This is a genomic window from Sphingomonas sp. 3-13AW (assembly GCF_049311085.1).
In the GTDB taxonomy this organism is placed as follows: Bacteria; Pseudomonadota; Alphaproteobacteria; order Sphingomonadales; family Sphingomonadaceae; genus Sphingomonas.
Window position 1 is genome coordinate 147357 of the sequence record NZ_JASNVZ010000003.1, and the last position, 25587, is coordinate 172943.

The 25587-nt window shown below is 66.0% G+C and carries 17 protein-coding genes and 1 pseudogene; 10 read left to right on the forward strand and 8 right to left on the reverse strand.

The annotated features are described in order from the left end of the window. Positions 1-153 precede the first annotated feature (153 nt). Positions 154-510 (forward strand): hypothetical protein, encoded by a 357-nt coding sequence (locus QP045_RS05745; RefSeq protein WP_422514008.1) that lies wholly within the window; start codon positions 154-156, stop codon positions 508-510. Between the two features lie 77 nt (positions 511-587). Here QP045_RS05745 and QP045_RS05750 read toward each other — a convergent pair whose 3' ends face one another. The 5 genes and pseudogenes from QP045_RS05750 to QP045_RS05770 form a co-directional block, all read right to left on the reverse strand. After that, positions 588-1844, reverse strand: a complete 1257-nt coding sequence (locus QP045_RS05750; protein ID WP_422514009.1) for a serine hydrolase domain-containing protein — start codon at positions 1842-1844, stop codon at positions 588-590. A 218-nt stretch (positions 1845-2062) separates the two neighbouring features. Next, positions 2063-3679 (reverse strand): annotated as a pseudogene (locus tag QP045_RS05755) (amidohydrolase). Next, positions 3676-5283 carry an amidohydrolase gene (locus tag QP045_RS05760; protein ID WP_422514010.1) on the reverse strand — a complete coding sequence of 536 codons (1608 nt, stop codon included), beginning with the start codon at positions 5281-5283 and terminating at the stop codon, positions 3676-3678. The pseudogene QP045_RS05755 and the gene QP045_RS05760 overlap by 4 nt, the downstream one beginning before the upstream one ends. 22 nt (positions 5284-5305) lie before the next feature. Next, complete coding sequence (locus QP045_RS05765) at positions 5306-8374, reverse strand: TonB-dependent receptor plug domain-containing protein (protein WP_422514011.1); 3069 nt, start codon at positions 8372-8374, stop codon at positions 5306-5308. Positions 8375-8645: 271 nt separating this feature from the next. Beyond that, the gene (locus QP045_RS05770) at positions 8646-9143 is read right to left on the reverse strand and encodes an Lrp/AsnC family transcriptional regulator (RefSeq protein ID WP_422514012.1); all 498 of its coding nucleotides are present in this window, start codon (positions 9141-9143) and stop codon (positions 8646-8648) included. 133 nt (positions 9144-9276) lie between these two features. Between QP045_RS05770 and QP045_RS05775 the strand changes: the two genes are divergently transcribed. Further along, the gene (locus tag QP045_RS05775; RefSeq protein WP_422514013.1) at positions 9277-11679 is read left to right on the forward strand and encodes a zinc-dependent metalloprotease; all 2403 of its coding nucleotides are present in this window, start codon (positions 9277-9279) and stop codon (positions 11677-11679) included. A 52-nt stretch (positions 11680-11731) separates the two neighbouring features. On the opposite strand, the gene QP045_RS05780 is transcribed toward QP045_RS05775, so the two are convergent. Both QP045_RS05780 and QP045_RS05785 read right to left on the reverse strand, forming a co-directional pair. Further along, positions 11732-14785: a TonB-dependent receptor gene (locus QP045_RS05780; protein ID WP_422514014.1), complete on the reverse strand. Its 3054-nt coding sequence runs from the start codon at positions 14783-14785 to the stop codon at positions 11732-11734. Between the two features lie 219 nt (positions 14786-15004). Beyond that, entirely contained in the window at positions 15005-15748 is a 744-nt protein-coding gene (locus QP045_RS05785) for a FadR/GntR family transcriptional regulator (RefSeq protein ID WP_422514015.1), read from the reverse strand. A gap of 262 nt (positions 15749-16010) precedes the next feature. On the opposite strand from QP045_RS05785, the gene QP045_RS05790 reads away from it, so the two are divergent. The 8 genes from QP045_RS05790 to QP045_RS05825 all read left to right on the forward strand — a co-directional run bounded on the left by QP045_RS05790 (position 16011) and on the right by QP045_RS05825 (position 25119). Then, entirely contained in the window at positions 16011-17381 is a 1371-nt protein-coding gene (locus QP045_RS05790) for a 3-keto-disaccharide hydrolase (RefSeq protein ID WP_422514016.1), read from the forward strand. Between the two features lie 15 nt (positions 17382-17396). After that, positions 17397-18707, forward strand: coding sequence for a Gfo/Idh/MocA family protein (locus QP045_RS05795; RefSeq protein WP_422514017.1), 1311 nt, complete (start codon positions 17397-17399; stop codon positions 18705-18707). Between the two features lie 5 nt (positions 18708-18712). Then, the gene (locus QP045_RS05800; RefSeq protein WP_422514018.1) at positions 18713-19564 is read left to right on the forward strand and encodes an FAD:protein FMN transferase; all 852 of its coding nucleotides are present in this window, start codon (positions 18713-18715) and stop codon (positions 19562-19564) included. Further along, positions 19561-20841, forward strand: coding sequence for a Gfo/Idh/MocA family protein (locus tag QP045_RS05805; protein WP_422514019.1), 1281 nt, complete (start codon positions 19561-19563; stop codon positions 20839-20841). Before QP045_RS05800 ends, QP045_RS05805 begins: the two co-directional genes overlap by 4 nt. 40 nt (positions 20842-20881) lie before the next feature. Continuing rightward, on the forward strand, positions 20882-22039 hold the full coding sequence (locus tag QP045_RS05810; protein WP_422514020.1) for a Gfo/Idh/MocA family protein: 1158 nt from the start codon (positions 20882-20884) through the stop codon (positions 22037-22039). Positions 22040-22148: 109 nt separating this feature from the next. Next, positions 22149-23405 (forward strand): MFS transporter, encoded by a 1257-nt coding sequence (locus QP045_RS05815; protein WP_422514021.1) that lies wholly within the window; start codon positions 22149-22151, stop codon positions 23403-23405. After that, the gene (locus QP045_RS05820; RefSeq protein WP_422514022.1) at positions 23402-24676 is read left to right on the forward strand and encodes an MFS transporter; all 1275 of its coding nucleotides are present in this window, start codon (positions 23402-23404) and stop codon (positions 24674-24676) included. Before QP045_RS05815 ends, QP045_RS05820 begins: the two co-directional genes overlap by 4 nt. After that, complete coding sequence (locus tag QP045_RS05825) at positions 24673-25119, forward strand: VOC family protein (RefSeq protein ID WP_422514023.1); 447 nt, start codon at positions 24673-24675, stop codon at positions 25117-25119. The genes QP045_RS05820 and QP045_RS05825 overlap by 4 nt, the downstream gene beginning before the upstream one ends. Before the next feature lie 24 nt (positions 25120-25143). On the opposite strand, the gene QP045_RS05830 is transcribed toward QP045_RS05825, so the two are convergent. After that, the gene (locus QP045_RS05830) at positions 25144-25575 is read right to left on the reverse strand and encodes an NIPSNAP family protein (RefSeq protein ID WP_422514024.1); all 432 of its coding nucleotides are present in this window, start codon (positions 25573-25575) and stop codon (positions 25144-25146) included. Positions 25576-25587 lie beyond the last annotated feature (12 nt).

Below are 25587 nucleotides of genomic sequence, written 5' to 3' on the forward strand. Positions count from 1 at the left end.
TGTTCATTGAGCGTCGGGATACCGAGCACCAGGCCAATTCAAGGACCGCTACTTTCAACGGCGCCAACGCTGGCCCACAACCACAGCGCCAAGGACGCGCGGCAACCCATCTTCACCCTGGTCGTTCCACCTCCAGGAAGTGGGGAGTTTTCGATGCTGCGTCTGGTACCTTTGCTTGCGTGCGTGATGCTGGCGGCCTGCACCTCGCAGCAAGGGCCCACGGTGATCGACGGCAGCAGCCAGCAAGCGTTCGAGCGCACGCTCGACGCCGCCAAAAAGGATGTCGGCCCGCGCGACCGGATCAAGGTGGAAGCGGCAATCGCAGAGTATCGCGCGCGCACCTTTGCCAAGGCGGACAGCCGCGAGGAATTCCAGCGCATGGTTCGCGAAGGGCTGGACGGCCTGACCACGCCCGCCATCGCGGCACAGTTCGACAAGGACACGTCGCGCATCGGCGGAAAGGCGGCCGATGCGGTGTTCGACGCCAAGCGGGCGCTCAACAACCTCTAGAAGGCGCCGGGACGCCGGGCGAAGCGCACAGCGGCCGGATTCCCCGGCCGCCGTGACGCCTCTGCTCGCCGATCCGGTCAGTCGATCGCCTGATAGATCAGCGCCCGCAGCTTCCCGTGATCGTCGAGGTCCCCGGCGGGCAGCAGCTGCGCCATGTAGCTGACGGTCAGCCCTTCCTCGGGATCGACCCAATATTGGCTGTGGTAGGCGCCGCCCCAACCGAATTCGCCTTCCGAACCGGGCTGGCCGGCCGTGCCGAGATCCTCGCGGATGGAGAGGCCCAGGCCAAAGCCCATGCCCGGGTTATAGTCGATGGCGCCCAAATGGTTGGAGACCATCAGCGCCACCGTCTTGCGGCTGAGATAGCGGCGTCCGTCGAGTTCCCCGCCCCGGCGCAGCATCTCCAGAAAGCGGCTGTAGTCGGCCGCCGTCGACAGCAGCCCCGCCCCGCCGGAATAGGCCACGCGCGGCCCTTTGAGATAATGTCCCTGACCGAAATGGCCCCCGCTCTTCCAGCCGCTCGCGTCCGCGGCTCGCTTGAGGGTGCCTTGCTCCCCTTCGTAGACGACCGCGAGCCGGTCGGCCTTTTCGCGCGGCAGGTAAAAAGACGTGTCCTTCATGCCCAGCGGCTGGATCAGTCGCTCGTCGAAGAACGCCTGCAGCGACTTTCCGCTGACCTTCTCGACGACTACGCCGAGCACGTCGGTGTTGTAGCCATAGAGGAACTTCTCGCCGGGCTGTGCCGCCATCGGCAGCGATGCCATGCGCGCGACAAAGGTCGCCATCGGCGCGCTGCGATCCGCGAAGTACCAGCCGGCCAGACCGGCGTCCTTCCACGCCTTTTCCGCAGGGCCGGAGCCATAGGAGATCCCCGCCGTATGCGTCAGCAGGTCCCGGATCGTGATCGGCCGCTTTGCCGGAACCGTGTCATAGCCGCCGTCGGGCCGCGCGACCGCGACGGTCGTGTTCTTCCATTCGGGCAAGTGCTTTCCGACGGGGTCGTCGAGCAGCAGCTTGCCCTCTTCCATCAACATCATCACCGCGACGCTGGTGAGCGCCTTGGTCTGCGAGGCGATCCGGAAGATGCTGTCCTCGCGCATAGGATCGCGCGCTTCCTTGTCGCGCCACCCCACGGCTTGCGAGAAGACGAGCTTGCCGTCCTGCTGGATCCGCACCACCGCGCCTGCGAGCTTCCCCTCGTCGACGTAGCGCTGCAGCTGCGCACGCAGCCGCTCGAGCCGCTCCGTCGAAATGGTGGAGACCGCCGCTTCTCTTGCGACCGGCGCGGGAACCTGCGCGCTGGCCGCACCGCCCCCAAGCAGTGCCGCAGACATCAGCAGGCCAAAAGCAACCCTCCCCGTGACACCCTTCATTCTTTCCCCCGTTCTTGCTCGTCCCACGATCATGCGAGGAGCGCGACCGGGGGGTCAAGCAATAGGCGAGGCAAAGAGCGTCGCAAGACTTTCGGTGAGCGCCATCTCCGCTGTCGAGGGGCTTCGTAGGAGAGGCGCGTTGGTCCGGTTAGCTAAACCGCCCGCCTCTGTCTTTCATCTCACCTCGAGGGCGGGGGCGAGGCCCCCTCGCCAGCGGGATAAGGGACCCCGAGTTGCTCGAGATAGGTGTCGAAGCGGCTCGGGTCGAAATAAAGGGGCTCCATCGCGGGACGCAGTCGCTGCATTGCTTCCTCGTTGCGGTGGATGGCGGGCTGGTCGGTCGCGGCCAGCACCGGGTCGTAGCGGCTCGCCTTGAGCTGGACGTCGGCGCGATACGCTTTTGCGTCGGCCAGAATCTGCGGGGTCGTCATCAGGTCCAGCACGGTCATGGCCACTGCCTTGGCGCCTGCAACTGCGCCCTTGTGCGCGATCGGCGTTGCCATCGCCATCGCCGCCGTCGCGTGGTGGAAGATCACATTGGGTACGTTCGACGGGAAGCCGATGGTGATGGTCGGCACCGCCCACATCACGTCGCCGATGTCGTCGGAAGCGCCCATCGCCGGCATGCCTGCGCGGGTTTCCGGCGTGGAGAGCGGCTGGACCTCGGTGGCGAGGGGCTGGACCTTGAAGCGGTTGGCCACCTGGATTGAGCGGGCGAACGCCTGGTCCGCATCGCTCCATCGGGGCATGCCGACCGCCTGGATGTTCCGCCAGGCGGCTTCGGCGAGCGGCTTGTTCCCCCAGTTCGGGGCGGCATAGCCAAGCAGTTGGCGAGACACGGTCGTGCCGGTCGCCTGCGCCGCCGCATCGGCGATCTCGTTGCCGGTCTCGTACAGCTGGCGCACCGTCGCGAAATCGTGATCGCGGAAATAATACCAGACGGACGCGCGATCCGGCACCACATTGGGCTGTCCGCCGCCGTTGCTGATGACGTTGTGCGAGCGCTGGCTGACCGGCAGATGCTCGCGGCGGAAGTTCCAGGCAATGTCCATGAACTCGGCCGCGTCCAGCGCCGAGCGCCCTTCCCACGGCATCGCTGCGGCATGGGCGGTCTTTCCCTGGAAGCTATACTCCACCGAAACCATGCCGTTGAGGCCCAGGTCGCCATAGCCGGTGCCGAACCCCGTGTTCACATGCGCGAACAGGCAGGCGTCGACGCCGTCGAACATGCCGGCGCGCACGTAGAACGCCTTGGTCGCGAGCAGTTCTTCCGCCACCCCCGGCCACAGCATGAGCCGGCCCGGGATGTGGTTCTTCTCCATCACCTGCTTGGCCGCGATCGCGGCGGCGATCATCATCGGCATGCCGGCATTATGTCCCTAGCCATGGCCCGGCGCGCCCGGCACCATCGGCTTGATCGTCGCGGCGCCCGGCGTCTGGGATACGCCCAGCAGCCCGTCGATGTCGCTGCCGAGCGCGATCAGCGGCCCTCCGCTTCCCCAGGTGGCGGTGAACGCGGTCGGGATGCCCGCCACGCCGCGGGTGACGGTGAAGCCGTTCTTTTCCAGGATGTCGGCGAGATAGGCCGAGGTGCGGACTTCCTGGAAGCCCGGTTCCGCAAAGGAATACACCTGGTCGACCATGACCTGGATCTGCTTGGCCTGGGCCTCGACCGCAGCAGCGGCCGCGGCCTTTTGCCCCTTGCTGGCCGCAGCCTCGGCAACCGCGGGTTGGAGCAGCAGGGCCGTGAGTCCGGCGGCCGCGCCCCAAGGGCGCGCGAGCGGGCGGCGGCTCATTGCGGTGCCACCGCCGGATATTTCACGCCGAGCTGGTCGAGGTAGCTCGGATATTTGCCCGGATCGTAGTAGAACTTCTCCATCTGCGGGCGCAGCCGGTCCATGGCATCCTTGTTCAGCCAGATCGCAGGCTTTTCCAGGATGGGATCATAGCGATCCGTCTTGAGCTGGACGTCGGTGAAATAGGCCTTGGCATCGGCGCGCAGCTTGGGGCTGGTCATCAGGTCGAGAACCGTCATCGCGACCGCCTTGGCACCGGCGACGGCCCCCTTGTGGGCGATCGGCGTCGCCATCGCCATTGCGGCGGTGACATTGTGCCCGATCATATTGGGGATGTTCGACGGAAAGCGCACGGTGATCGTCGGCACCGCCCACATGATGTCGCCGATGTCATCGGAGCCGCCGCCCATCGACTTGGGCCGGTTCTCGGGCGTGGACAGTTCCGCAACCGTGCTGCGCAAGGGCTCCACCTTGCGCTGGTTGGTTTCCTGCACCGCGCGGGCGAACGCCTGGTCGTCCGTGGACCATTGCGGCATCCCCACCGTCTTGATGTTGCGCCAGGCCGCTTCGGCAAGCGGCTTGTTGCCGAAATTGGGCGCAGCATAGCCCAGGATACGGCGCTCTACCGTGGTTCCCGTCGCCTTCGCCGCGGCCTCGGAAATCTCGTTGCCGGTGTCGAAAAGCGACTTGATCGCGCCAAAGCTGCGGTCGCGGAAATAATACCAGACCGATGCCTTGCCGGGGACGACATTGGGCTGACCGCCGCCTTCCGTGATGACATAGTGCGAACGCTGGGTGACCGGCAGATGCTCGCGCCGGAAATTCCAGGCCGTGTTCATCAATTCCACGGCGTCCAGCGCGCTGCGTCCGTCCCAGGGGCCGCCGGCGGCGTGCGACGTCTTGCCGTGAAAGATATACTCGACGGACACCATGCCGTTCTGGCCCAGCTCGCCATAGGCCGTGGTGAAGTCGTTGCTGACGTGCGTGAAGATGCAGGCGTCCACATCCTTGAAGAGTCCCGCCTGGACATAATAGGCCTTGGTTGCCAGCAGTTCTTCCGCGACACCCGGCCACAGCATCAGGCGGCCTGGGATGTTGTTCTTCTCCATCACTTGCTTGGCGGCGATGGCGGCGGCGATCACCAGCGGCATGCCGGAATTATGACCCTCGCCGTGACCAGGCGCGCCGTCCAGCATCGGCTTGACGTTCGGGACGCCCGGCGTCTGCGAGACACCGAGCAGGCCATCGATGTCGCTGCCCAGGGCGATCAGCGGCCCACCGCTCCCCCAGGTGGCGGTGAAGGCGGTCGGGATCCCGGCCACGCCACGGGTGACCGTAAAGCCGTTCTTTTCGAGCACATCGGCAAGATAGGCGGAGGTGCGGACCTCCTGGAAACCAGGCTCGGCAAAGGAGAAGACCTGGTCGATCATGACCTGGATCTGCTTGGCCTGCGCGTCCACGGCGGCCGCCGCAGCGGCCTTTTGCGCCTTGCTTGCTCCCTGGGGTGCGGCGGCCGCCTGCGCCACGACCGGCTGAAGCACGAGCGCAAGGGCCGAGGCGCCGCCGGCAAGGGTGCGCAGGCGGTGCGGGATGGAAAGTTTCATACGGGCTCCTGGTTCGGCTACGTCAGAATTTCACGCTGGCGGCGATGCGGAAAACCCGCCCGACGACATCGTAGAGAGACCGGTTGGTCTGGGTGTAGGCGGGCACGTTGTTGGCGTCCGGGCCGTTGCCGATCAGCACCGGCTTGCGGTTGAACAGGTTGTTGGCGACCAGGGTCAGCCGCGCCTCATGCCCCTCCGCATCGAACTTCACGCTGACGGAGGTGTCGACGTAGAAGGCGCCAGCGATGCGGTTGTCGTTGATCGTGCGGAATTGCGTCGAGGAGGTCGGGCAACCCGTCGTGCATTCGATATAATCGTTGCCGTAGACGCCGTCGCTGAAGCCGCGACCGACGAGATTGAAGGTGAAAGGCTCGACGTCGTAGAATGCGCTGATCCGATAGATCCAGTCGGGAGCGCTATAGCTGCCGGCCAGGCTGCCGCCGTTCACCCCGGCATAGTCGATCGGGAAGATCCCGTTGTCGATGACGTTCTGGATATAGTGGGTGAGGTTGCCGTGGATGCTGAGGGTGCCGGGCAGGCTATCGGAAATGTTGCTGAGTGCGGTCCGATAGCTCGCTTCGATGTCGAAGCCCTTTTCGTGCTGGCTGGCGAAGTTGAACGGCTGCAGGATGATGCGGCTCAGCAGCCCATCGGTGTAGACGATGTTGTTGCAATAGGCGGCGATGCCCAGGTTGTAGCAATTGTCGACGGTGTTCTGGGACGTGATCGTGCCGATCGATTTGCGGATGCGGATGTCATAATAGTCGAACGAGGCGCTGAAACCCGGCAGGAAGCTGGGGGTGAGCACCACGCCCGCCGTCCAGGTGTTGGCGGCTTCCGGCTTCAGCCCCTGGTTGCCGACCGTATTCTCGATGAACTGGAAAGCACCGGCGCCCATCGGCGAGTTGGTGGGCAGGATGACGGTGTTGGTGCGCGCCGTGCCCGCGGCGAACAGCTCCGACAGGTTGGGCGCGCGGATGTCGTGGCTATAGGTGGCGCGCAGCTTGATGTCGGGGATCGGCGTATAGGTGCCCCCCACCTTCCACGTCTGGACCGAGCCGGAGGTCGAATAGTCGGTATAGCGGCCGGCCGCGTTGAGGGTGAGGCCCGGCAGCACGGGTGCATCCACCTCCAGGAACGCTTCCTTCACGGTGTAGCGCCCGCGGTTGGGCAGATAGTTGCCGTACAGCCAGCGGCTGGTGGTGGTGCCGTTGGCATTCACGACCGGCTGGAACTGCTCTTCGACAAAGCCGCTGATCCGCTCCTTGCGATGCTCGCCGCCAAAGGCGATCGCCAGCGCGCCGCCGGGTAGCTGGAGCAACTGCCCGCTGAGGCTGAAGGCAGCGACATCCTGCTTGATCGTCTCGTTGCGATAGGGCTGCTCGCCATAGATATAGGCCAGCGCCTCCCCCGACGGGCCAGCCGTGCCGAGGCGGTCGATCGGCACACAGCCGTTACCGGGAGCAGCAAGCGTGGAGCGGCAAACGATCGTCCCGGCGGCGATTCCCGCGGCATTGCCCGCAGGCGCGAACACCGCGTCCTGCGCCAGTGCCATCCGCTGGACATTCCAGGTGTTGGTCAGCCCTGCATGAACCTTCGCCGTGCCATGCTGGTAATAAGCGTCCCAGCTCCAGCGGTTGTCGAACAGCGTGAACTTGCCGGTCGCGCCGGCGACGTAGCGGTATACGTCGCGGACGTTGTCGCTGCCGGGGACGGGGAAGCCGGCATTGCTGGTGCCTATGGTGAACGAGGGCGCGCCCGCCGCGGTCAGGGCAGCGGCCACCGTCGGATATTGCTGCAGCAGATAGGCATTGTCGCGCTGGATGGTGACGCCGGTGCTGGGCGTCTGCTGGTAGAAGCTGGCGCCGCTGTAGCGATTCCAGGCAAACTGGCCGTAGACCTGGAGCGCATCGGACACGTCGAACGACGTGCGGTTGAACACGCCGATCCGCTCTTCCTTGGGGAGCAGCGAATTGGTCCCGGCATGCCCGGCGAGCGTCGTCTGGTAATCGCCACCGATCATCCAGGGGCTCGACACCGAATTGGTCGTGCCGAAGTTCAGCTGCCCCGTCTGGCCGTCACCCAGGAAATAGGTGCCCCGTAGCGGGCCGGACGTGATCAGGCCGCCTGCCGTATAGGTGGCGGGGCCGAAGCCCGAACCGACCAGCCGCTGCGGCTCACCGTTGGTGGGCGTGTAGGCCGGGTTGTTGATCTGGAAATAGCCGCTGTCGTTCCAATCCCGGTTGATGGTGTTGACCGCCTTCTGGCGGAAATATTCGCCGTTGAGCAGGATATGGAGCCGGTCGTCGAGAAGGCCGAGCCCGGCGCTCGCGGTCACGCGGTAATTGTGGCCGTCGCCATAAGTGGAGATGCCCTGGTCGGCCGACAGCTTGAAGCCGCGAAACCTCTTGTTCAGGATGAAGTTGACGACGCCGCCGACCGCATCCGATCCATATTGCGCCGACGCGCCCCCGGTGACCACCTCGACGCGCTCGACGAGATCCTGCGGAAAGGTGTTGATGTCCACCACGCCGCCGACCGTCGAGGCGACCGAGCGCTGCCCGTCGAGCAGCACCAGCGTCCGGCCCGCGCCAAGGCCGCGCAGGCTGATCGAGTTCACCCCGGCGATGCCGTTCGACAGGCTGCCCGAACTGGTGGCAGCGGTACCCGAGCCGGAGATCGCGGGAAGCTGGTTGACGAAGTCGGAAATATTGGCGGGCGCCTGGGCCGCGATCTCAGCCGCGCCGAGCACCGTCACGGGGGTGGGGGCGCTGTAACCGTCCCGCACGATCCGACTGCCGGTTACCGTGACTTCCCCGACCGCCGCCGCTTCGGGTTCCTCCTCGACCGCCTGTACGCTGTCAGCCGTCGCGGGTGCCGAGCTAGCGGTGCGGGGATTGTTGCCGGACGCAGCGTCCGGCAGGTTGGCGGGATCCGACGTCAGGACGCCGGCCGTGGGAGCGCTCGATGCGGTCTGTGCGTGAACAGAAGATAGCGGAGCAAGTGCTGCGATCGCCACGGTAGTCATCAGGCCGGCCCGGCCGCACCAGCCACGGCCGCTCGCTGCCGAAACGCGTACAATATCCGCCATCGAGAAAAGTCCCCCATTGAAGCGCCTGCCTCAAGCGGTCCTCTCCCCCGGCTTCGAACCCGATCCCCGGGCCTGACCATCATTGAAGTTTCTTGGAACTGGGAAGTCCCGGCATTTAGTTGCTGGCACCGCCCCCGTTCGAAGAGAATGTTGCACGAACCCGGATGCAGCGTCCTGCGAAACTTGGCGCGACTTGCGATGGTTTGTACGGATTTCCGGCGCGATTATCGGTTATCGCGCCGGAATCCTGTATCAACCCGCTGGAGCGTGCTTAGCGCCTGCCTTCGAACACGACGGGTGGCACCACCCGCTGCGTAACCTGCCGCATGACAAAGCTGCTGCGGATCTTGGCCACATGCGGGAGCTTCGAAAGCTCGCTCCGATACACGCGATCGTAATCGCGGAAAGACCGCACATGCACGATCATGATGAAGTCGGTATCGCCGGAGACGAAGCTGCAGAAGGTCATCGACGGGCATTGCACGACCGCCGCCTCAAACTCGTTGAGGACCTGCTCCGCCTGCGACACCAGTTCGATCGCGACGAGAACGACGATCCCGACGCCCAGCGCCTCCAGATTGAGGTTCGCGCTATACCCTGTGACTGCCCCGCATTCCTCCAGGATCTTGCGACGGCGCGCCGCGGCAGTGCTCGACAGATGCACTCTTTCTCCCAAGGCGACATCCGAGAGGCGGCCATCGCGCGCAATCTCCCGGATGATACGAAAGTCCGTCTGGTCGAAATCCAAAAGTCCCGATTCTTCCGGCAATTTGGCCCCCTTTGCACAAATCCGTCATCGAACACTTCAAAGTTGTTGGAAAATGACCGGAAGCGCAACGTCGACCGTGCTAATTTTTTTGCGTTGCAGCAAATCACTGCGCGGCGCGCAGGCGGGGGGACAGATGCGGAAGTTCAAACTCTGGAGTTCGATGGTGCTGGCGGGAACCGCCCTGGCCTCCCTGCCGGCCGCAGCGCAGCTTGCCCCCGTACCGGTACGGGGCGGCGGCGCACTTCTGCCGGTCGCCGTCGACCCTGCCGACGGGCGGATCCTGGTGACGCTGCCGCCGGCGGCGGAAGACGGCACCCAAGGGCGCTTCCTTTATGCCAGTTCGCTCAAGACGGGACTCGGGTCGGCGCCGATCCGCCTCGACCACGGGATGCTGGGGGATACCCAGGTGCTCGCCTTCCGCCGGCTTGGTGGCAAGATGGCGGTGACCTTCGAAAACCCGCGCTTCGTGGCAACCGGGGATGCGAACATCCAGAAGGGCGCACGGGAGAATTTTCCCTACAGCGTGGTGGCCATGGTCGACATCGTGTCGACTGCACCTACGGGGGCCGTGACGGTCAATATCGCACCGTTCCTCACCCTCGACGCCATGAACATCGCCGAGGCGCTGAACGGTGCGGCCAAAGGATTTCGGCGGGTCGAGAGCCTGAGCGCCGCGGACCCGACCTCCGTCCGGGTATTCCCCGACAACATCGAGATGGAAGCGGTGCAGACCTATGCGTCGGACACGCCCGGCAAGGAGATCAGCAATATCGCGCCCGATCCCCGGCAGGTGAGCTTCACCGTGCACCATTCATTGGTGCGCCTGCCCGGCCCGGGCTTCGTTCCGCGACGCTTCGATATCCGTTCGGGCACCCACGCCACCCAGATCTATGACTTTGGCACGCCCCTTGGGGACGATGTGCTGGTGCAGCTCGCCAATCATTTCCGGCTCGACAAGGCGGATCCCGGCGCTGCGCGATCGCGTGTCAGGAAGCCGATCGTCTTCTACATCGACAACACCGCGCCCGAACCGGTTCGCTCTGCCCTGGTGGAGGGCGTGAGCTGGTGGAACCAGGCGTTCGACGCGGCAGGCTATATCGACGCATTCCAGGCCCGGGTATTGCCGGCAGACGCGGATCCGCAGGATGTGCGCTACAACATCGTGAACTGGGACGCCCGGCTGACGCGCAGCTGGTCCTACGGCGGCGGCATCATCGATCCGCGCACCGGGGAGATCATCAAGGGCAACGTCGTCCTCGAAGGGCTGCGCCTTCGCCAGGACATCATCCTGTTCGAAGGACTGGTCGGCGCGGCGGGCACCAACTCGGGCGGCCCCAACGATCCCGTCCGCGCCGCGCTCGCCCGCATCCGGCAGCTCGGCGCGCACGAGGTCGGCCACGCCCTTGGCTTTGTCCACAATTTCGCCGGCAGCCTGCAGGATCGCAGCACCGTGATGGACTATCCCTTCGCGCGCATGAGCCTGAAGGACGGGCGCATCGATCTTGCCGATGCCTATGCATCCGGGATCGGCAGTTGGGACAAGTTCACGGTGGACTGGCTCTACGGCCAGCCGGCGCCCGGCATCGATCCGGATCAGGACGCCGCCCGCAAGGCGACGGCGATCGAGGCGGCGGACATGCGCTACCTCACGGACATCGACGGCCGCTCTGACGATCTGGGTGTTCCCGGCGACAACATGTGGACGGAAGGCGACGACCAGCCTGCGGACCTGGAACAGATGATGGCGGTGCGGCGCGTGGCGCTGGCCAACTTCGGCCCGGGAGTGCTCCGGTCCGGCGAACCACTCGCGAACCTGCGTCGCAAGTTCGTGCCCGTCTGGCTGCTTCACCGCTATGAAGTGGCCGCGATCGGGAAGATCCTGGGCGGGCTGCACTATCGCTACGCGGTGGTCGGCGGGAACAGTCCGGAACCGACGCCGGTCAGCGGCGCCGAGCAACGTGCGGCGCTGGATGCCCTTCTCGCGACGCTGGCGCCCCGCGAACTTGCCGTGCCGGCAGCGCTGGAGCTCCAGCTATCATCGGGCGTCAATGGCCGGCCGGACCCGCAGTTCGATACCGAGGTGCTCGACAATGCCGGCGCCGCGGTGTTCGATCCCCTTGTTGCGGCCGATGTCGGCGCACAGCTGACCCTGGGAACACTGCTCGCCCCGGCGCGGCTGACTCGCCTCCATCTCCAGCACGCCCGCGACGCCTCCCTTCCCGGCCTGGACGAACTGCTCGACCGGCTGACTGCGGCAGTGCTTGCCTCGACGAGCACTGCGCTCGAGCGGCGCATCGCAACGCGCACGATCCTCACCCTGGCTCGCACCGCACGCGACCCGGGAACGTCGCCTGATATCGCGGCGGTTCTGCAGGGGCGGCTTGCCAGCCTTGCCGCGCGCATGGCGGACACGCGCGGCAAGGACGCTGGCGCCGCCTGGCAACGCGCGACCGGCGCGATGCTCCGAGACGAGGATGCCCTGACCCGCGAACTCAAACGCCCGGTGCCGGCAGTGCCCCCCGGCATGCCGATCTAAGGGACCGGGGGAAGGACGCGCCTCAGCCGCCCCTATGGTCTGCTGAGGCGCGTCAGAACTGGACGTTGACGGCAAGCGCGAAGGTTCGGCCGAAGTAGGCGGTGTAGAGCGGGTCCTTCCGGTTCGTGTCGACGGTCAGCCGGTTCGTCTCGTTGGTGATGTTCGACACCTCGGCGATCAGCTTCACATTCTCGTTGATGTTGTACGAAGCGGAAGCGTCCACGAAGATCGAGCTGGCGTTCGACGTCGAGTCCGCGTCGACGGAGCCGCTCGGCACGGCCGTAAGGAACGACGACCGGTAGTTCACGGTCGAACGGATGCTGAACTTCCTGTCCTCGTAATAGAGCGTTCCGCTCGCCGTCTCCGGCGACAGGCCGACCAGCGGTGCGGTGCGCGAGAGCGTGGGCGAGATGATATAGTCGATGTTCGACCGCACGCGCGTGAAGTTGCCGAGCGCGCCGAAGTTGCTGAGTGCCCCCGGCAGGAAGCGGAACGGCAGCTGCACGTTCAGTTCGAAGCCGCGGAGGGGGCCGCCTGGCGTGTTGTTGCTCCGCTGCACCGTGAAAAGGTCGGTCGGGCGCAGCTGGGTTCCGGTGAGGAGCGACAGCGGCAATCCGATGTCCTGGAACGCGACCTGCTGGCTGGTCGTCTGGATGTAGGATTCGATGTTCTTGTAGAAATAGGCGACCGAGATCAGCGAGCCGGGCGCAAAATACCATTCGAGCGAGGTGTCAAAGGTGTTGGCGCGGATCGGCTCCAGGAACGGGTTGCTGAACGACGCCGTCTGGATGACGAGGTTGGCAGAACCCGCAGGGATCAACTGCCCATAGGATGGCCGCGACATCACCCGTGCCGCCGAGAAACGTGCGATTAGCTGGGGCGTGATATCCACCGCGAAGTTCAACGCCGGCAGCCAGTCTTCATAGCTGCGGTTGACGTTCGAGATCTCGAAGCGGGAGGAATAGAGCGAGCCCGCTGGGTTCGCCGTCGTGATCGGGCCATAGGTGGCCAAGTCGGTGTGGACATAGCGCACGCCCACGTCGCCCCGGATCCCGACCGGCAGGATGTCCTCGGTATTGAACTTGAACATCAGATAGCCGGACTTGTACTTCTCGTTCACCCCGCCATAGGTGCCGCGCGCGCATTCCAGGTTGCAGTAGACATAGTTGTCGAGGCCGACGGCATTGCGGAACTTGTCCGGATCAACCGACACGAAATCCTGCAGCTGCCCGTCCAGGTTCTTGTTCACGCCGCTCGTGACGAAGGTGAAGTCGGAGACCGAGACCCCCGTCGGCAGGGCGAGCGGCGTCGTGGTGGCAAGCTGCCGCTCGCGGGCGGTATAGCGGTTGGTGCGATACTGGCCGCCGACCTGCACGATGAAGTTCGGCGCTGCCTCCCATTCGCCGTTCAGGTCGAACGTCTTGCTGACGATGCGATTGCGGCGGATGAAGTTGGACAGCTGCCCCTGCTGGTCGCCGTTGGCGAGCGGCGGGCCATATCGGAACAGGGCGGGGTTGGTGGTGTCGATGCCATAGCCGATTTTCGGGATGTCGGGATTGCCCCGGAAATCGATCGAGAAGTCGCGCGTGTCGTTGGAGTCGATCGCAACCTGAAGCCGGTCGACGTCGAGCAGCGATTCATTGATGCCGGCCACGCCATAGACGCGGAAGGTGTCGGAGAACCGGTGATCGATGTTGAGGTTCACCTGCCGGAAGGTGGAGGTGAAGTGCTCGTCCTGCATCTCCGAGCGCAGGTCGACGCCATCGAACAGGCCGTGGATGAGCGAGCCATTGTCATCGACCTCGATCTCGCGAACCGAGGTGAGCGGCTGCCCATTGTTGGAGATCGCGCGGCCGAACGAACGCGCGTCGAAATAGGTGTCGAGGCGATCCACCTTAAAGCGCGAATAGAGGCCGTCGATCGAGATGTCCGTGCGATCGCTCGGCTTCCACTGCAGCGTAAGGGTGCCGGCAAGCCGGGCCTGTTCCTGGCTGCTCTTCACCGGCCGCGGCAGGCGCGGCAGATAGACGCCGCCACCCGGACGACCGTTCACCCCGGTCCGGCTCATGATATAGTCATAGGCTTCGATCGTGCCGGTACGCGGGTTGCCGGTGCTGCAATTGGCAGCATCCGCGCCGATCGGGGCGCCGTTGGGCTGGGTATAGCCGGGGACCGGGCTGGTCGCTGGCGAACCGTTGAACGCATATCCGACGGGCGTGCAGAACGGAAAGATCACGCCCGCATTCGCCGTGCCGGCCGGCTGGGCCTGCCCATAGACCGTGGTCGGCACCACATCGACCGCCGAATAGGCATATTCCTCGATGTGGCGCTTGGAATAGGCAATGCTGCCGAGAACACCGAAGGTGTCGCCGAACTTCTTTGAAACCAAGGCCGACAGGCGCGGATCGACCTTCTTGCGGATGTCGTTGTAGATCCCGCGCGCGGTGCCGGTAATGACAAGGTCATCGCCCTTCTGGTCGAAGGGCTGGGGCGCGCGCAGGTCCACGGTCGCACCCAGCGAACCTTCCTCGACATCGGCGGACAGGGTCTTGCGCACCGACAGGGCCGAGAAGATCTCGGTGGGGAAAGTCACGAAGTCGAACGAGCGGCCAGAAGCCACGCCGCCACGAATGTCGCTCCCGCTGACTTGCGACACACCTTCCATGCCGTTGATGCGTACGCGCGTGAACTGCGCGCCGAGGCCGCGAACCGAGATGTTGCGCCCCTCGCCGCCGTCGCCGCGCGACAGCGCGACGCCCGGGATGCGCTGCATCGACTCCGCAAGGTTGGAGTCCGGGAATTTTCCGATGTCTTCTGCGACGATGCTGTCGACCGCCGCGGTCTCGTTGCGTTTGGCGTTAAGTGCGCTGTTCAGCGACGCCCTGAAACCGGTGACGACGATATCGGTCTGCTGCGTATCTGCTTGGGGAACCTGCGCCGGGGCGCCGGTTTCATCGACCTGGCCAGGGTCGGCGGTGCCATCCTGACTCGTAACCTCGGCAGCTGGGCCGGTCTGCGCCATTGCGGGCCGGCCTGTTGCCAATAACGGGATGAGGAGACTGGTCGAGACGAGCAAACGATATTTGTTGCCGCGGTTGAGCCTCATGCAGTCTCTCCCCTTTCAGGCCAGCTGTTCTTTTTCGAACACGCTGGACAGTGACGCGCCGATGGACGGCATCTATCTTCCTAGGGGGTAACACTGCCAAATCTGTATGACAATAGTCCGAAAGTGGTCGGTCAATAATGTAAGGTTTCGCTTGTCATCTACCTTTTAAGTAACTGGCCAATGTTAGCGGAACCATAGAGGCGAAGACTCCTGTGAAGTTCAAACGGCCCGGCGTGCAAAGGCGCGCCGCCGCTGCGCCGTTTCTGCGCGCGCCCGCTCGACTGCTTCGGTTTCGTTGACGTGGAGCAGGTGGTCGATCACCCGCGACAAATGATCGCGCATCGCGAGTCGTGCGTCGGCGGGATTGCGGGCTTCGAGCGCGCGCAGGATCCGACCGTGCTCCTCCAGCCGCTCCTTGGTTCCCAGGCTACCTGCCTTGCGCAACACCTCCCGCGCCAGCGGCGAGCGGAAGCGCAGGTCCCAGAAGTCGGTCACGGCCGAGATGATCACGGCGTTGCCCGTCGCCTCGGCGATGCCGATGTGGAAACGGCGGTCGGCATCTTCCGCAGCTGCGACGTCCTCCTGCGCCATTTCTTCAACGCATACACGCAGTTGTGCCAGCTGCTCGTCTTCGATCTCGGTTGCCGCCACCGCGGCAACCTCCCCTTCGACCAGGCGGCGCGCCTCGATGATCTCAAACGCGCCGATGTCATATTCCTCCCCGGCCGGGTCGGTGGTCGATGCAAGGACGAACACCCCCGAACCCTTGCGCGCTTCCACCAGCCCCTGCATCTCCAGGGCGATCATCGCCTCGCGGACGGTCGGACGACTCACCCCGAACCGCTCGGTCAGGTCACGCTCCGGCGGAAGGCGGGATCCGATGGGAAACACACCGGCCGTAATGTCTGCGATGATGGCCTGCACGATCTTGCGATACAGCTTGCCGCCGCTGTTGCCTGACATGTCGATTATCAATCCTCTCACCCGGCGACCTGCACCATGTTCTGCCCCATGGCAGACAGCAAGAAGTTCTGGCGCGTCAAGGGCTTTCACTCAGGCTGTGTAGCAAGCGAACCGTGAATGTCTGACATCCCTATTGCATGCGGCCCGACAGGCTCTTACGCATCGGACATAAAGCAAGCGACAATGATCGCCGTGCCGGGAGAAGATGATGGCGGGACTCACCAGAACCCCAATCGCAGCTTGCGGTAAGTCCAGGCCAGGGGTGACCAAGGCGCTATTGGCAGCCGCAGTATGGACGACTGCGGCGCTGGTCGGTGCCACACCGTCCCTGACCCCGGCACAAGCACAAACTGCGGCTCCGTGGCAGGATATTACTCCGCGGGAAGGGCTGGAGGGCTGGCACCGCACCGGCGGCAACGCGATCTATACTGTATCGGGCGGCGAACTGATCGGCCGCGCCACCCCCGGCAAGACCAACAGCTGGCTCGTCTCCGACGCCGCCTATGGCGACTATATCATGGAGTTCGATGCCAAGACGGACCCGCTGCTCAACTCCGGCGTGATGGTGCGCGGGCAGAGCCGGCCGGACTATCGCAACGGCGTTGTCCACGGCTACCAGGCTGAAATCGATCCGTCGGCGCGGGGATGGAGCGCCGGTATCTACGACGAGCAGCGCCGCCTGTGGCTCTATTCGCTTGGCCGCAATGACGCGGCGCGCGCCGCCTTCCGGTCGGGCGACTGGAACCATTATCGCATCGAGGCGATCGGCAACCGGCTGCGTACCTGGATCAACGGCGTACCTGCCGCCGACATCGTCGACGATGTCGACGCGCGCGGCTTCATCGCCTTCCAGGTACACTCCATCCCCGAGGAGCAGGCGCGCAAGGGGCCGGAGGTACGGTTCCGCAACATCCGCGTGATCACTCAGACCCCCGCCCGCTACGCCCTGCCCGAAACCTCGCTCGAGCAGCAAGGGTGGATCCCCAACCAGCTGAGTCCGGGTGAGCGCAAGGCGGGCTGGTCATTGCTGTGGGATGGGCGGAGCACCAAGGGCTGGCGCAGTGCCAAGGGCGGCGGCTTCCCTGCCAAGGGCTGGACCGTCGCCGACGGCGCGCTTTCGGTCACGGGTGGCGGCGGCGACATCGTCACCGCGGCGCCGTACCGCGACTTCGAACTGTCGGTCGACTATCGCCTGTCTCCGGGCGCCAACAGCGGCATCAAATATCGCGTGGCTCCGGGCACGAGTTCGCTGGGCCTCGAATATCAGCTTCTGGACGATGCTCGCCATCCGGACGCCAAGATGGGCCGCGACGGCAACCGCACGCTTGCGGCACTCTACGACATCATCGCGCCGCAGAACCTTCTGGACCCGCCGAACCCGGGCAAGCGGATCAACCCGCCGGGCGAATGGAACCGCGCCGTCGTCGTGGTGCGCGGCAACCATGTCGAGCACTGGCTGAACGGCTTCAAGATGGTGGAATTCGAACGCGGATCGCCGGAGTTCCAGCAGGCCGTGGCACTGAGCAAGTTCGCCGGTGAACAGGGGTTCGGGACTTGGGGCCAAAGCCCGATCCTGTTGCAGGACCATGGCGACCGGGTAGACTTTCGTTCGATCAAGATCCGCCAGTTCTAGCCCAGGGGGGACGCGATGCTGAATCGTCGTACGATGATAAAGGGCGGGGGTGCCGCCGTGGGCGTCGCGATGTCGGCGCGCAGCTATGCGCGGATCAAGGGTGCGAACGATCGCATCCATGTTGCCGTCGTCGGCGTGAACGGCCGTGGACAGGCGCATGTGAGCGCCTTCACGAAGGTACCCAACGTCGTGGTGACCCACATCGCGGATTGCGACAGCGCCGTGCTGGCCAAGCGCGCGGCCGAATTTGCGGGACGCGGTGTCCCGGTCAAGACCGACCGGGACTATCGCCGCCTGCTCGATCGCAAGGCTGTGGATATCGTCACCGTCGCCACGCCCGACTTCTCGCATGTGAAGGTCGCGACCGACGCCATGGACGCCGGTCACCACGTCTATTGCGAGAAGCCGATCGGCATCGCTCCCGCCGAGGGAGAAGCCATGATCGCGATGCAGAAGCGCACGGGTCGCATCGTGCAGGTCGGCAACCAGCAGCGGTCGAGCCCCGAAACGCGCCAGCTGCTCGACATCGTCAAGGCGGGCGAGCTGGGCCATGTCTATGAGGCGCAGACCTGGTACGCCAACGCACGCAAGCCGATCGGGCATGGCAAGCAGGTGCCGCCCCCGGCTTCGCTCGACTGGGATCTGTGGCAGGGGCCGCGTCCCCGGGCGCCCTATCGGTCGAACCTGGTGCCCTATAACTGGCACTGGGTATGGCAGTACGGCACCGGCGAAATCTGCAACAACGGCATGCATGAGATCGATGTCGCCCGCTGGCTGATGGGACTGGCCTATCCGACTCAGGTCGTCGCACGCGGATCCCGGCAGTTCTTCAACGACGACGACTGGGAAATGTACGACACCATGACGCTCGACCTCGCCTATCCCGGCGACCGGCTGATCCGCTGGGACGGGCAGAGCGGCACCGGGATGACCCGCTACGGCCGCGGGCGTGGCGTCCTGCTGCTGGGCAATAGGGGATCGGCGGTGGTCGACCGGAACGGCTTCGAACTCTACAACCTCGACGGCAAGCAAACGCGCGCGGTGAAGGCGGAAGCGACGTCGGAAACGACGGGCACCGTCGGTGAGGGCGTGCTCGACGTCTATCATGCCGGCAACTTCGTCGATGTGATCCGCGGCAAGGCGAGCGCGCTCAACTCGCCGATCGAGGAAGGGCATATCAGCACCAATCTCTGCCACCTGGGCAACATGGCGGATCGCACGGGGCAGGTGCTCACCGTGGACCCGGCCACCGGCCGCCCTTCCAGCGCCGAGGCGATGAAGCTCTGGGCTGTGGAATATCAGCCCGGCTGGGAGTTGAAGGCCTGAACTCGATGACGGATGAGCCCGGCACCGAACGCTTCGCTGCCATGGGCACGCGGGTCGAGCTCCACCGCTTCGATGGCGGGGCCGATGATGCGCTTTGGGCTGCCCGCCGCGCGATCGAGGCGGTGGACGACGCGCTGACGATCCATCGCCCCTCCCCCGCCACCGCGATGAACGAAGCGCTGCTGTCGGGTCAGGCTGCTGCCCTGGACGACGAGCTGTTGTTCGACGCGGTGCTCGCCGCCGCTCAAGGGCATGCCGCCACTCAGGGACTGTTCGACATCGCCGCGGACACGCGGACGGGGGCCAGTTGGGCGATGGTCAGCTTCGATCCGCAGTCTCGCCGGATTGTCGCCGAACGCCCCTTGGCGCTCGACTTCGGCGGTCTCGGCAAGGGGTTCGCCCTCGACCGCGCGGTGGCCGTTTTGCGCGACGCCGGTGTCGGCTCCGCGCTGCTCACGCTGGGCGAGAGCTCCGTCGCTGTCCTCGGCGACCATCCGCTTGGCGGCGGCTGGCCGTTCACGATCCCGCATCCGGAGGATCCGGGGCAGGAATTGCTGACGCTGGAGCTTGTCGACCAGGCGCTCTCCGTATCGGCCACGGTCGGTGCCGGCACCCATGCACCCGAGCGCGCCGCGATCACGCGCCCGCACACTGGAACAGCGGTTGCGGCCCCGCTCTGTGCCGTGGCCGTGGAGCCGAGCGGCACGCTGGCCGAGGTGATGAGCACCGCATTGATCGCCGCCGACGATGCGGCCGCTGCACAGCTTTTGCGCGGGCGGGAGGCCTCCCGCTTCCGCTTCCGCTTCGACCTTGGCCTCGCCCATCGGCCACACCCCGCAAGGACCCTCGCTGCATGACCGATCAGAGTTTTGATGTTTCGCGTCGGTCGTTCCTGGATCGGGTGCTGGCGGCGACTACGGCGGCGGGTGTCGCGGGCGCCGCGCCCTGGGCCGTGGCCGCCGCGAACGCCGCCCCCTCCGGCAGGCCCGCGACAACGGCCGGGAATCGCGTCCGGATCGGCGTCATCGGAACCGGCGATCGCGGCCGCGCGCTGATGCGCAACATCGCCAAGACCCGGAACTGCGCCGTGGCCGCCGTCTGCGACGTCTATGCTCCCAATCTGGCCAAGGGGCGCGAGGTGGCCGGCGCCAGCGTCCCCGCCTTCACCGATCATCGCGCCATGCTGGACGCCGGCGGGCTGGACGCGGTGGTGGTTGCGACCCCGCTCGACCTGCACGCGCGTCACACGATCGACAGCTTCGACGCCGGCGTCCACGTCTGGTGCGAAAAGGCGATGGCCCGCACCATCGCCGACTGCGGGGCGATGGTCACCAAATCGAAGTCGGCGGGCAAGGTGCTGCAGATCGGGCACCAGCGCATGTTCCATCCCACCTATCTCAACGCGATGAAGCGCGTGAAGGCGGGTGAGATCGGCACGATCACGCAGATCCGCGCGAGCTGGCATCGCAACAACAGCTGGCGGCGGAAGGTGCCGGAGGGTGCCGATGACCGCCACATCAACTGGCGCCTCTACCGCGACAGCTCGGCCGGGCTGATGACGGAACTGGCGACCCACCAGCTTCAGGTCGGCAACTGGTTCCTGGACGCAGTGCCCACCCGCGTGATCGGGTCCGGCAGCATCTGCTTCTGGAAGGACGGGCGAGAGGTCTATGACCATGTCGCGCTGATCTATGAATATAGCGGCGGGCGGAAGTTCATCTACACCTCGCTCCTCAACAACGCGCGCTATGGCTGCGAAGAGCAGATCCAGGGCAGCAAGGGCTCGATCGAGCCAGAGCTGGGACGCATCTATGCCGAGGTGCCGCCCAAGGTCCTCGCTCTTCAGCGCATGCGCCAGGACGTGGCCAGCGGACAGAAGCGCGCGGTCCCGATCGGCGGCGCGACCTGGTTCCCGGAACTGCCCGTCACCACGCCCGGCGAGTCGCTGGGCTGGGGCGAATATGACGAGACGATGCTCCAGTTCGAAGGGTTTGCTGAGGCCGTGCGCGCCGGCAAGCCGCTCCCGGGGCTGCTCTCTCAGGCCTATCTCGCGAGCGTCGCGTCCCTGCTCGGCGAAGAGGCGATGGACCGCGGCCAGGCGATGACCTGGCCCCCCAACCTCGTTGCCGTCTGACCCTTCCCTGCCCTCCATCCCTTCCGCCCGAGGACCTGCCGTGACCCACACCGACCGCCGCACCCTTCTTGGAATGGCCGCTGCCGCCGGCCTGTCCGGCTTTGCTGCCGAAGCGCTCGCGCAGTCCGCCGCCCGCGGCGACGCGCCGACGGAGGGCGCCCCCGCGCGGCCTGCGCCCGAGGCCAAGTACCGCGTGCCCTTTGGGGTGATCGGGCTCGATCACGGCCACATCTATGCCATCACCGACGCCATGATTCGCGGCGGCGGCGTGCCCACCAGCTTCTATTCCGCGGTGCCGGAACAGGTCGCGACCTTCCAGAAGCGCTACCCCGGGGTAAAGCTCGCCCGGTCCGAGGACGAGATCATCGAGGATCGGCGCATCAAGCTGATCTGCAGCGCCGCGGTCCCGGGCCTGCGCGCGCCCCTCGGCATCAAGGCGATGCGCGCGGGCAAGGACTATCTCGGCGACAAGGCCGCCATCGTCACGCTGGAGCAGCTGGCGCAGGTCCGCGCCGCCATCAAGGAGACGGGCAAGAAGTTCGGGATCATGTATTCCGAACGGCTTGAGGTGCCCGCCGCCGTGCAGGCGGGGCAATTGGTGCACGACGGCGCCATCGGTCGAGTCATCCAGACCGTGAACCTCGCCCCCCATCGGTTGGGCGCGCCGAACCGGCCCAAGTGGTTCTGGGACACGGAGCGGAACGGCGGCATCCTCACCGACATCGGCAGCCACCAGGCCGACCAGTTCGTCTATCTGACGGGTTCCAAGCGCGCGGAGGTGATCGCGTCGCAGGTCGGCAACTTCGCCCATCCCGAATATCCGCAGTTCCAGGACTTCGGCGACATGGTGCTGCACGGGGACGGCGGCACCGGCTATGTCCGCGTCGACTGGTTCACCCCGGACGGCCTGCCGACCTGGGGCGACGGCCGCCTCTTCATCCTCGGGACCGAGGGCTATATCGAGCTGCGCAAATACGTCGATATTGAGGGACGCCCGGGCGGCAATCACCTGTTCCTCGCCGACCGAAAGGGTACGCGCTACCTCGATTGTTCCAAGGTGCCGCTGCCGTTCGGGCCGCAGTTCATCAACGACATTGTCGAACGCACCTCCGTCGCCCAGGATCAGGACGGCGCGCTGCTCGCGGCCGAGCTCGTGCTGACGGCGCAGGCCAAGGCACGGCGCGCGACGAGCGCCTGAGCTGCTGCTACTTCAACAACATCGACGTCTGGCTGACGCAAGAAGCTTGCCGGGCCTCTAGGATCGACAGGGAAGGCAAGGAATGGGGTCGCAGAACGGACCGGCGGCGATGATCCGTCCCAAAGGCAACGTGCGCTGGATCATCTGCGCGCTGTTGTTCTTCGCGACGACCATCAACTATATCGACCGCCAGATCATCGGCATTCTGAAGCCTACGCTGGAGCAGGAGCTCGGCTGGAGCGAGATCGACTACGCCAACATCGTCTTCTGGTTCCAGGCCGCCTATGGCCTGGGCCTCCTGGCATGCGGACCAGTGATCGACCGGCTCGGAACCCGCGCCGGCTATGCGGCGGCGATCGGGCTGTGGAGCGGGGCGGCGATGCTCCACGCGTTCATGCGGACGCCGTTCGGCTTTTCCGGCGCCCGTTTCCTGCTGGGGCTGGGGGAAGCGGCCAACTTCCCCGCCGCGATCAAGACCGTCGCGGAGTGGTTTCCCAAGCAGGAGCGCGCGCTGGCCGCGGGCATTCTCAACGCCGGTGCAAACGTCGGCGCGATCGCCACGCCGATCGTCGTCCCGATCTTGACGATCTACTTCGGCTGGGAGGCGGCGTTCCTGGTGACGGGCATGCTGGGCTTTATCTGGCTGGCGGCGTGGCTCGTCTTCTATCGCCCCCTGGCCGCCCACCGGAAAGTGACCGAGGCCGAGCGCGCCTATATCGAAGCCGACGCCGCTTCCGAGCCGCAGGTCAAGGTGCCGTGGCGTCGCCTGTTCGCCCAGCGTCCCACCTGGGCGTTCTCGATCGCCAAGTTCCTGACCGATCCGGTCTGGTACCTGTTCCTGTTCTGGCTGCCGGATTTCCTGTCCAAGCAATATCAGCTCGACCTCAAGACCTTCGGCCCGCCGTTGATCGCGGTGTACCTGCTCGCGGACGTCGGCAGCATCGGCGGCGGCTGGTTCTCGTCCGCGCTGATCAAGCGCGGCTACAGCGTCAACGCCGCGCGCAAGATCGCCCTGTTGGCGTGCGCCGTCTGCGTCATCCCGATCCTGTTTGCGAGCGGGATGTCCAACCTGGTCGGCGCGGTCGCCATCCTCGGCCTTGCCGCCGCGGCACACCAGGGCTGGTCTTCGAACCTCTACGCAATCGTGTCGGACACGGTGCCGCGTGGCTCGGTGGCATCGGTGACGGGGATCGGTGGCGCCGCGGGTGCGATCGGCGGCATGATCATGGCGCAGTATGTCGGCCACGCGCTTGAGTCCTTCGGCTCCTATTGGCCGGTCTTCCTGTGGGCGAGCAGCGCGTATCTGATCGCGCTGGCCATCCTGCACCTGCTGCTGCCGCGGATCGGGGCCAAAGAGGCCGCGTGATCGGGGGCCGGCAGCATGACGCCGGCTCGGCAGCGTACAGCGCGGTGACGCCCGGGGGTCCGGGGCGAGGGCCGGGGCCGGGGCCGGGCGTGCTCTCGTGCGCGGGCTATACGGCGCTCGCCTATCTCGCCGTCGGGCTTCCGCTCGCGGTGTTGCCGGTGTGGACGATCCAACTGGGGTTCGGCCCGACGGTGGCGGGCTTCGTCATCTCCGCCCAATATCTGGCGACGGTGGTCAGCCGCGGCCTCGTCGGGCCCATGATCGACCGGTCGGGCCCACGCCGCGGAGTGCTGCTCGGCTTTGTCTGCTGCGCCCTCAGCGGCATCGTCACGATCATCGGCTTGCGCCTGTCCTCGCCGCTCGCGGCGCTCGCCATTGTTGTCGCCGGCCGGCTTCTGCTGGGCATCAGTGAAAGCCTGGTCAGCACGAGCGCGATGGTCTGGGGGATCCACCGGACCGGCGATGCGAACGCCGCCCGCATGATCTCGTGGAACGGGATCGCCACTTACGGGGCCATCGCCGCCGGTGCTCCGCTCGGCGTGCTGGTGGCGGACAGGGGCGGCACCGCCATTCTCGCCGCGATCCCGTTGCTCATCGGGCTGGTCGGCTACGCGCTCGCAGTCGTGCAGCCAACCGTGCACACGCCCGCGGTGCTTCGCCTGCCCATGCGCAGCGTCTTCACGCGCGTCCTCCCCTTCGGTGCGGCGTTGGCCCTGGCGACTGTCGGCTTCGGCGTCGTGACGACCTACGTCACCCTCTTCTTCCAGGCGGCGGGCTGGCGCGACGGCTGGATGGCCTTCACCGCGTTCGGCTGCGCCTTTGTCGCGTCGCGCATGATCTTCGCCTCCAGCATCACCAGCGAGACGGGGCTGCGGCTCGCGATGCGCTTCCTCGCGATCGAGGTCGCGGGCCTGCTGGTGATCTTCCTGTCGGGGAGTCCCGCCGTCACCATCGGCGGCGCTGCCGTGGCGGGCTTCGGCTTCGCGTTGATCTTCCCGGCCCTCGGCGTCGGCGTCATCGATCGCGTGCCCCCGCAAAGCCGCGGCGCGGCGATCGGCACCTTCGCCGTGTTCGTCGACGTGGCGCTCGGCCTGGCGGGACCGCTCGCAGGCGGACTGGCCGAGCGCTCGACCCATGCGGCTCCTTTCGCTGCGGCGGCGGGATGCGCGCTCATTGCCCTTTGTCTCGTCGCCTATCTGCGACACACTGCGCACCGCCCGCGCTCCGTTTCAGAGGGCGCGCCCACCTCCTCGAGGAGAGTTTCCCCATGATGCTGGTTTCCCTCCTCCTCCTTCTCGCCGCCCCGCCCCAGGCGGCAAGCGTCGCCCCGGCGCGCGTGGAGCATGTCGCGATCCAGGCGGCCGACATCGATCGCAGCGCCGCCTTCTACCGCGAAGCCTTTGGCCTGAAGCTCGTGCCCACCCCGCTCAAGAACCGCCGCTGGCTGGACCTCGGCAATGGCGTGCTCCTTCACATCCTCGACGGACGCGTGGGGCCAAAGCCCTCCAACCGGATGGAGCACCTCGCCCTCCACGTGGAGCATCTGGAGACGCTGACCGCATGGCTCGACCGCCACGGAATGCCGTGGACGAACCTCGCCGGGGAACCGGGCACCATGCAGACCCGGTTTGACGGCGTGCGCCAGATCTATGTGCAGGACCCCGACGGCAACTGGCTGGAGGTCAGCGACAACGGCGGAAAGGTCGCGCCGTAAAGGCGCCGCCCCACGGCGTGACGATCAGCGCGGCAGCGTCAGCTTCGGCGAATAATCGGTCATGGTCATGAAGACGCTGTCGACCTTTGCCACGAGCTTGCCGTCCGCTTCCGACCTGGCCGCCACCGCACGCCATTCGGGATCGTCGACGAACGCCTTCCAGCTCGCCTCGCGCGCCGCCCTGCTCGGATAGGCCAGCACATAGATAATCCGCCCGTCCGGGTGTTCCTGGGTCGGCTGCTCGTTCCAATAGGCGACGTTGCGCATCCCGTGCTTGGCGAAAAGCTTCAGCGTGTGCTCCCGGAACCGCGCGTTGAGCGCGGCGAGCTTGCCCGGCGCCGCATAATAGGTGCGCAGCTCGTAGACGGCGGTGCGCGGGTCGAGATTGGCGTGCTGGGCGGACGCCGGGGTGACGATCGCCGCAAGGGCGAGGCAGGCGGACATGGCGATGTGCATGCGGGTTCCTAG

Bases quoted from the DNA above. Each gene is read 5' to 3' on its own strand.
- QP045_RS05745 (WP_422514008.1), top strand. From the start codon at position 154: ATGCTGCGTCTGGTACCTTTGCTTGCGTGCGTGATGCTGGCGGCCTGC.
- QP045_RS05750 (WP_422514009.1), bottom strand. From the start codon at position 1,844: ATGTCTGCGGCACTGCTTGGGGGCGGTGCGGCCAGCGCGCAGGTTCCC.
- QP045_RS05760 (WP_422514010.1), bottom strand. From the start codon at position 5,283: ATGAAACTTTCCATCCCGCACCGCCTGCGCACCCTTGCCGGCGGCGCC.
- QP045_RS05765 (WP_422514011.1), bottom strand. From the start codon at position 8,374: ATGGCGGATATTGTACGCGTTTCGGCAGCGAGCGGCCGTGGCTGGTGC.
- QP045_RS05775 (WP_422514013.1), top strand. From the start codon at position 9,277: ATGCGGAAGTTCAAACTCTGGAGTTCGATGGTGCTGGCGGGAACCGCC.
- QP045_RS05780 (WP_422514014.1), bottom strand. From the start codon at position 14,785: ATGAGGCTCAACCGCGGCAACAAATATCGTTTGCTCGTCTCGACCAGT.
- QP045_RS05785 (WP_422514015.1), bottom strand. From the start codon at position 15,748: ATGTCAGGCAACAGCGGCGGCAAGCTGTATCGCAAGATCGTGCAGGCC.
- QP045_RS05795 (WP_422514017.1), top strand. From the start codon at position 17,397: ATGCTGAATCGTCGTACGATGATAAAGGGCGGGGGTGCCGCCGTGGGC.
- QP045_RS05800 (WP_422514018.1), top strand. From the start codon at position 18,713: ATGACGGATGAGCCCGGCACCGAACGCTTCGCTGCCATGGGCACGCGG.
- QP045_RS05805 (WP_422514019.1), top strand. From the start codon at position 19,561: ATGACCGATCAGAGTTTTGATGTTTCGCGTCGGTCGTTCCTGGATCGG.
- QP045_RS05815 (WP_422514021.1), top strand. From the start codon at position 22,149: ATGATCCGTCCCAAAGGCAACGTGCGCTGGATCATCTGCGCGCTGTTG.
- QP045_RS05825 (WP_422514023.1), top strand. From the start codon at position 24,673: ATGATGCTGGTTTCCCTCCTCCTCCTTCTCGCCGCCCCGCCCCAGGCG.
- QP045_RS05830 (WP_422514024.1), bottom strand. From the start codon at position 25,575: ATGCACATCGCCATGTCCGCCTGCCTCGCCCTTGCGGCGATCGTCACC.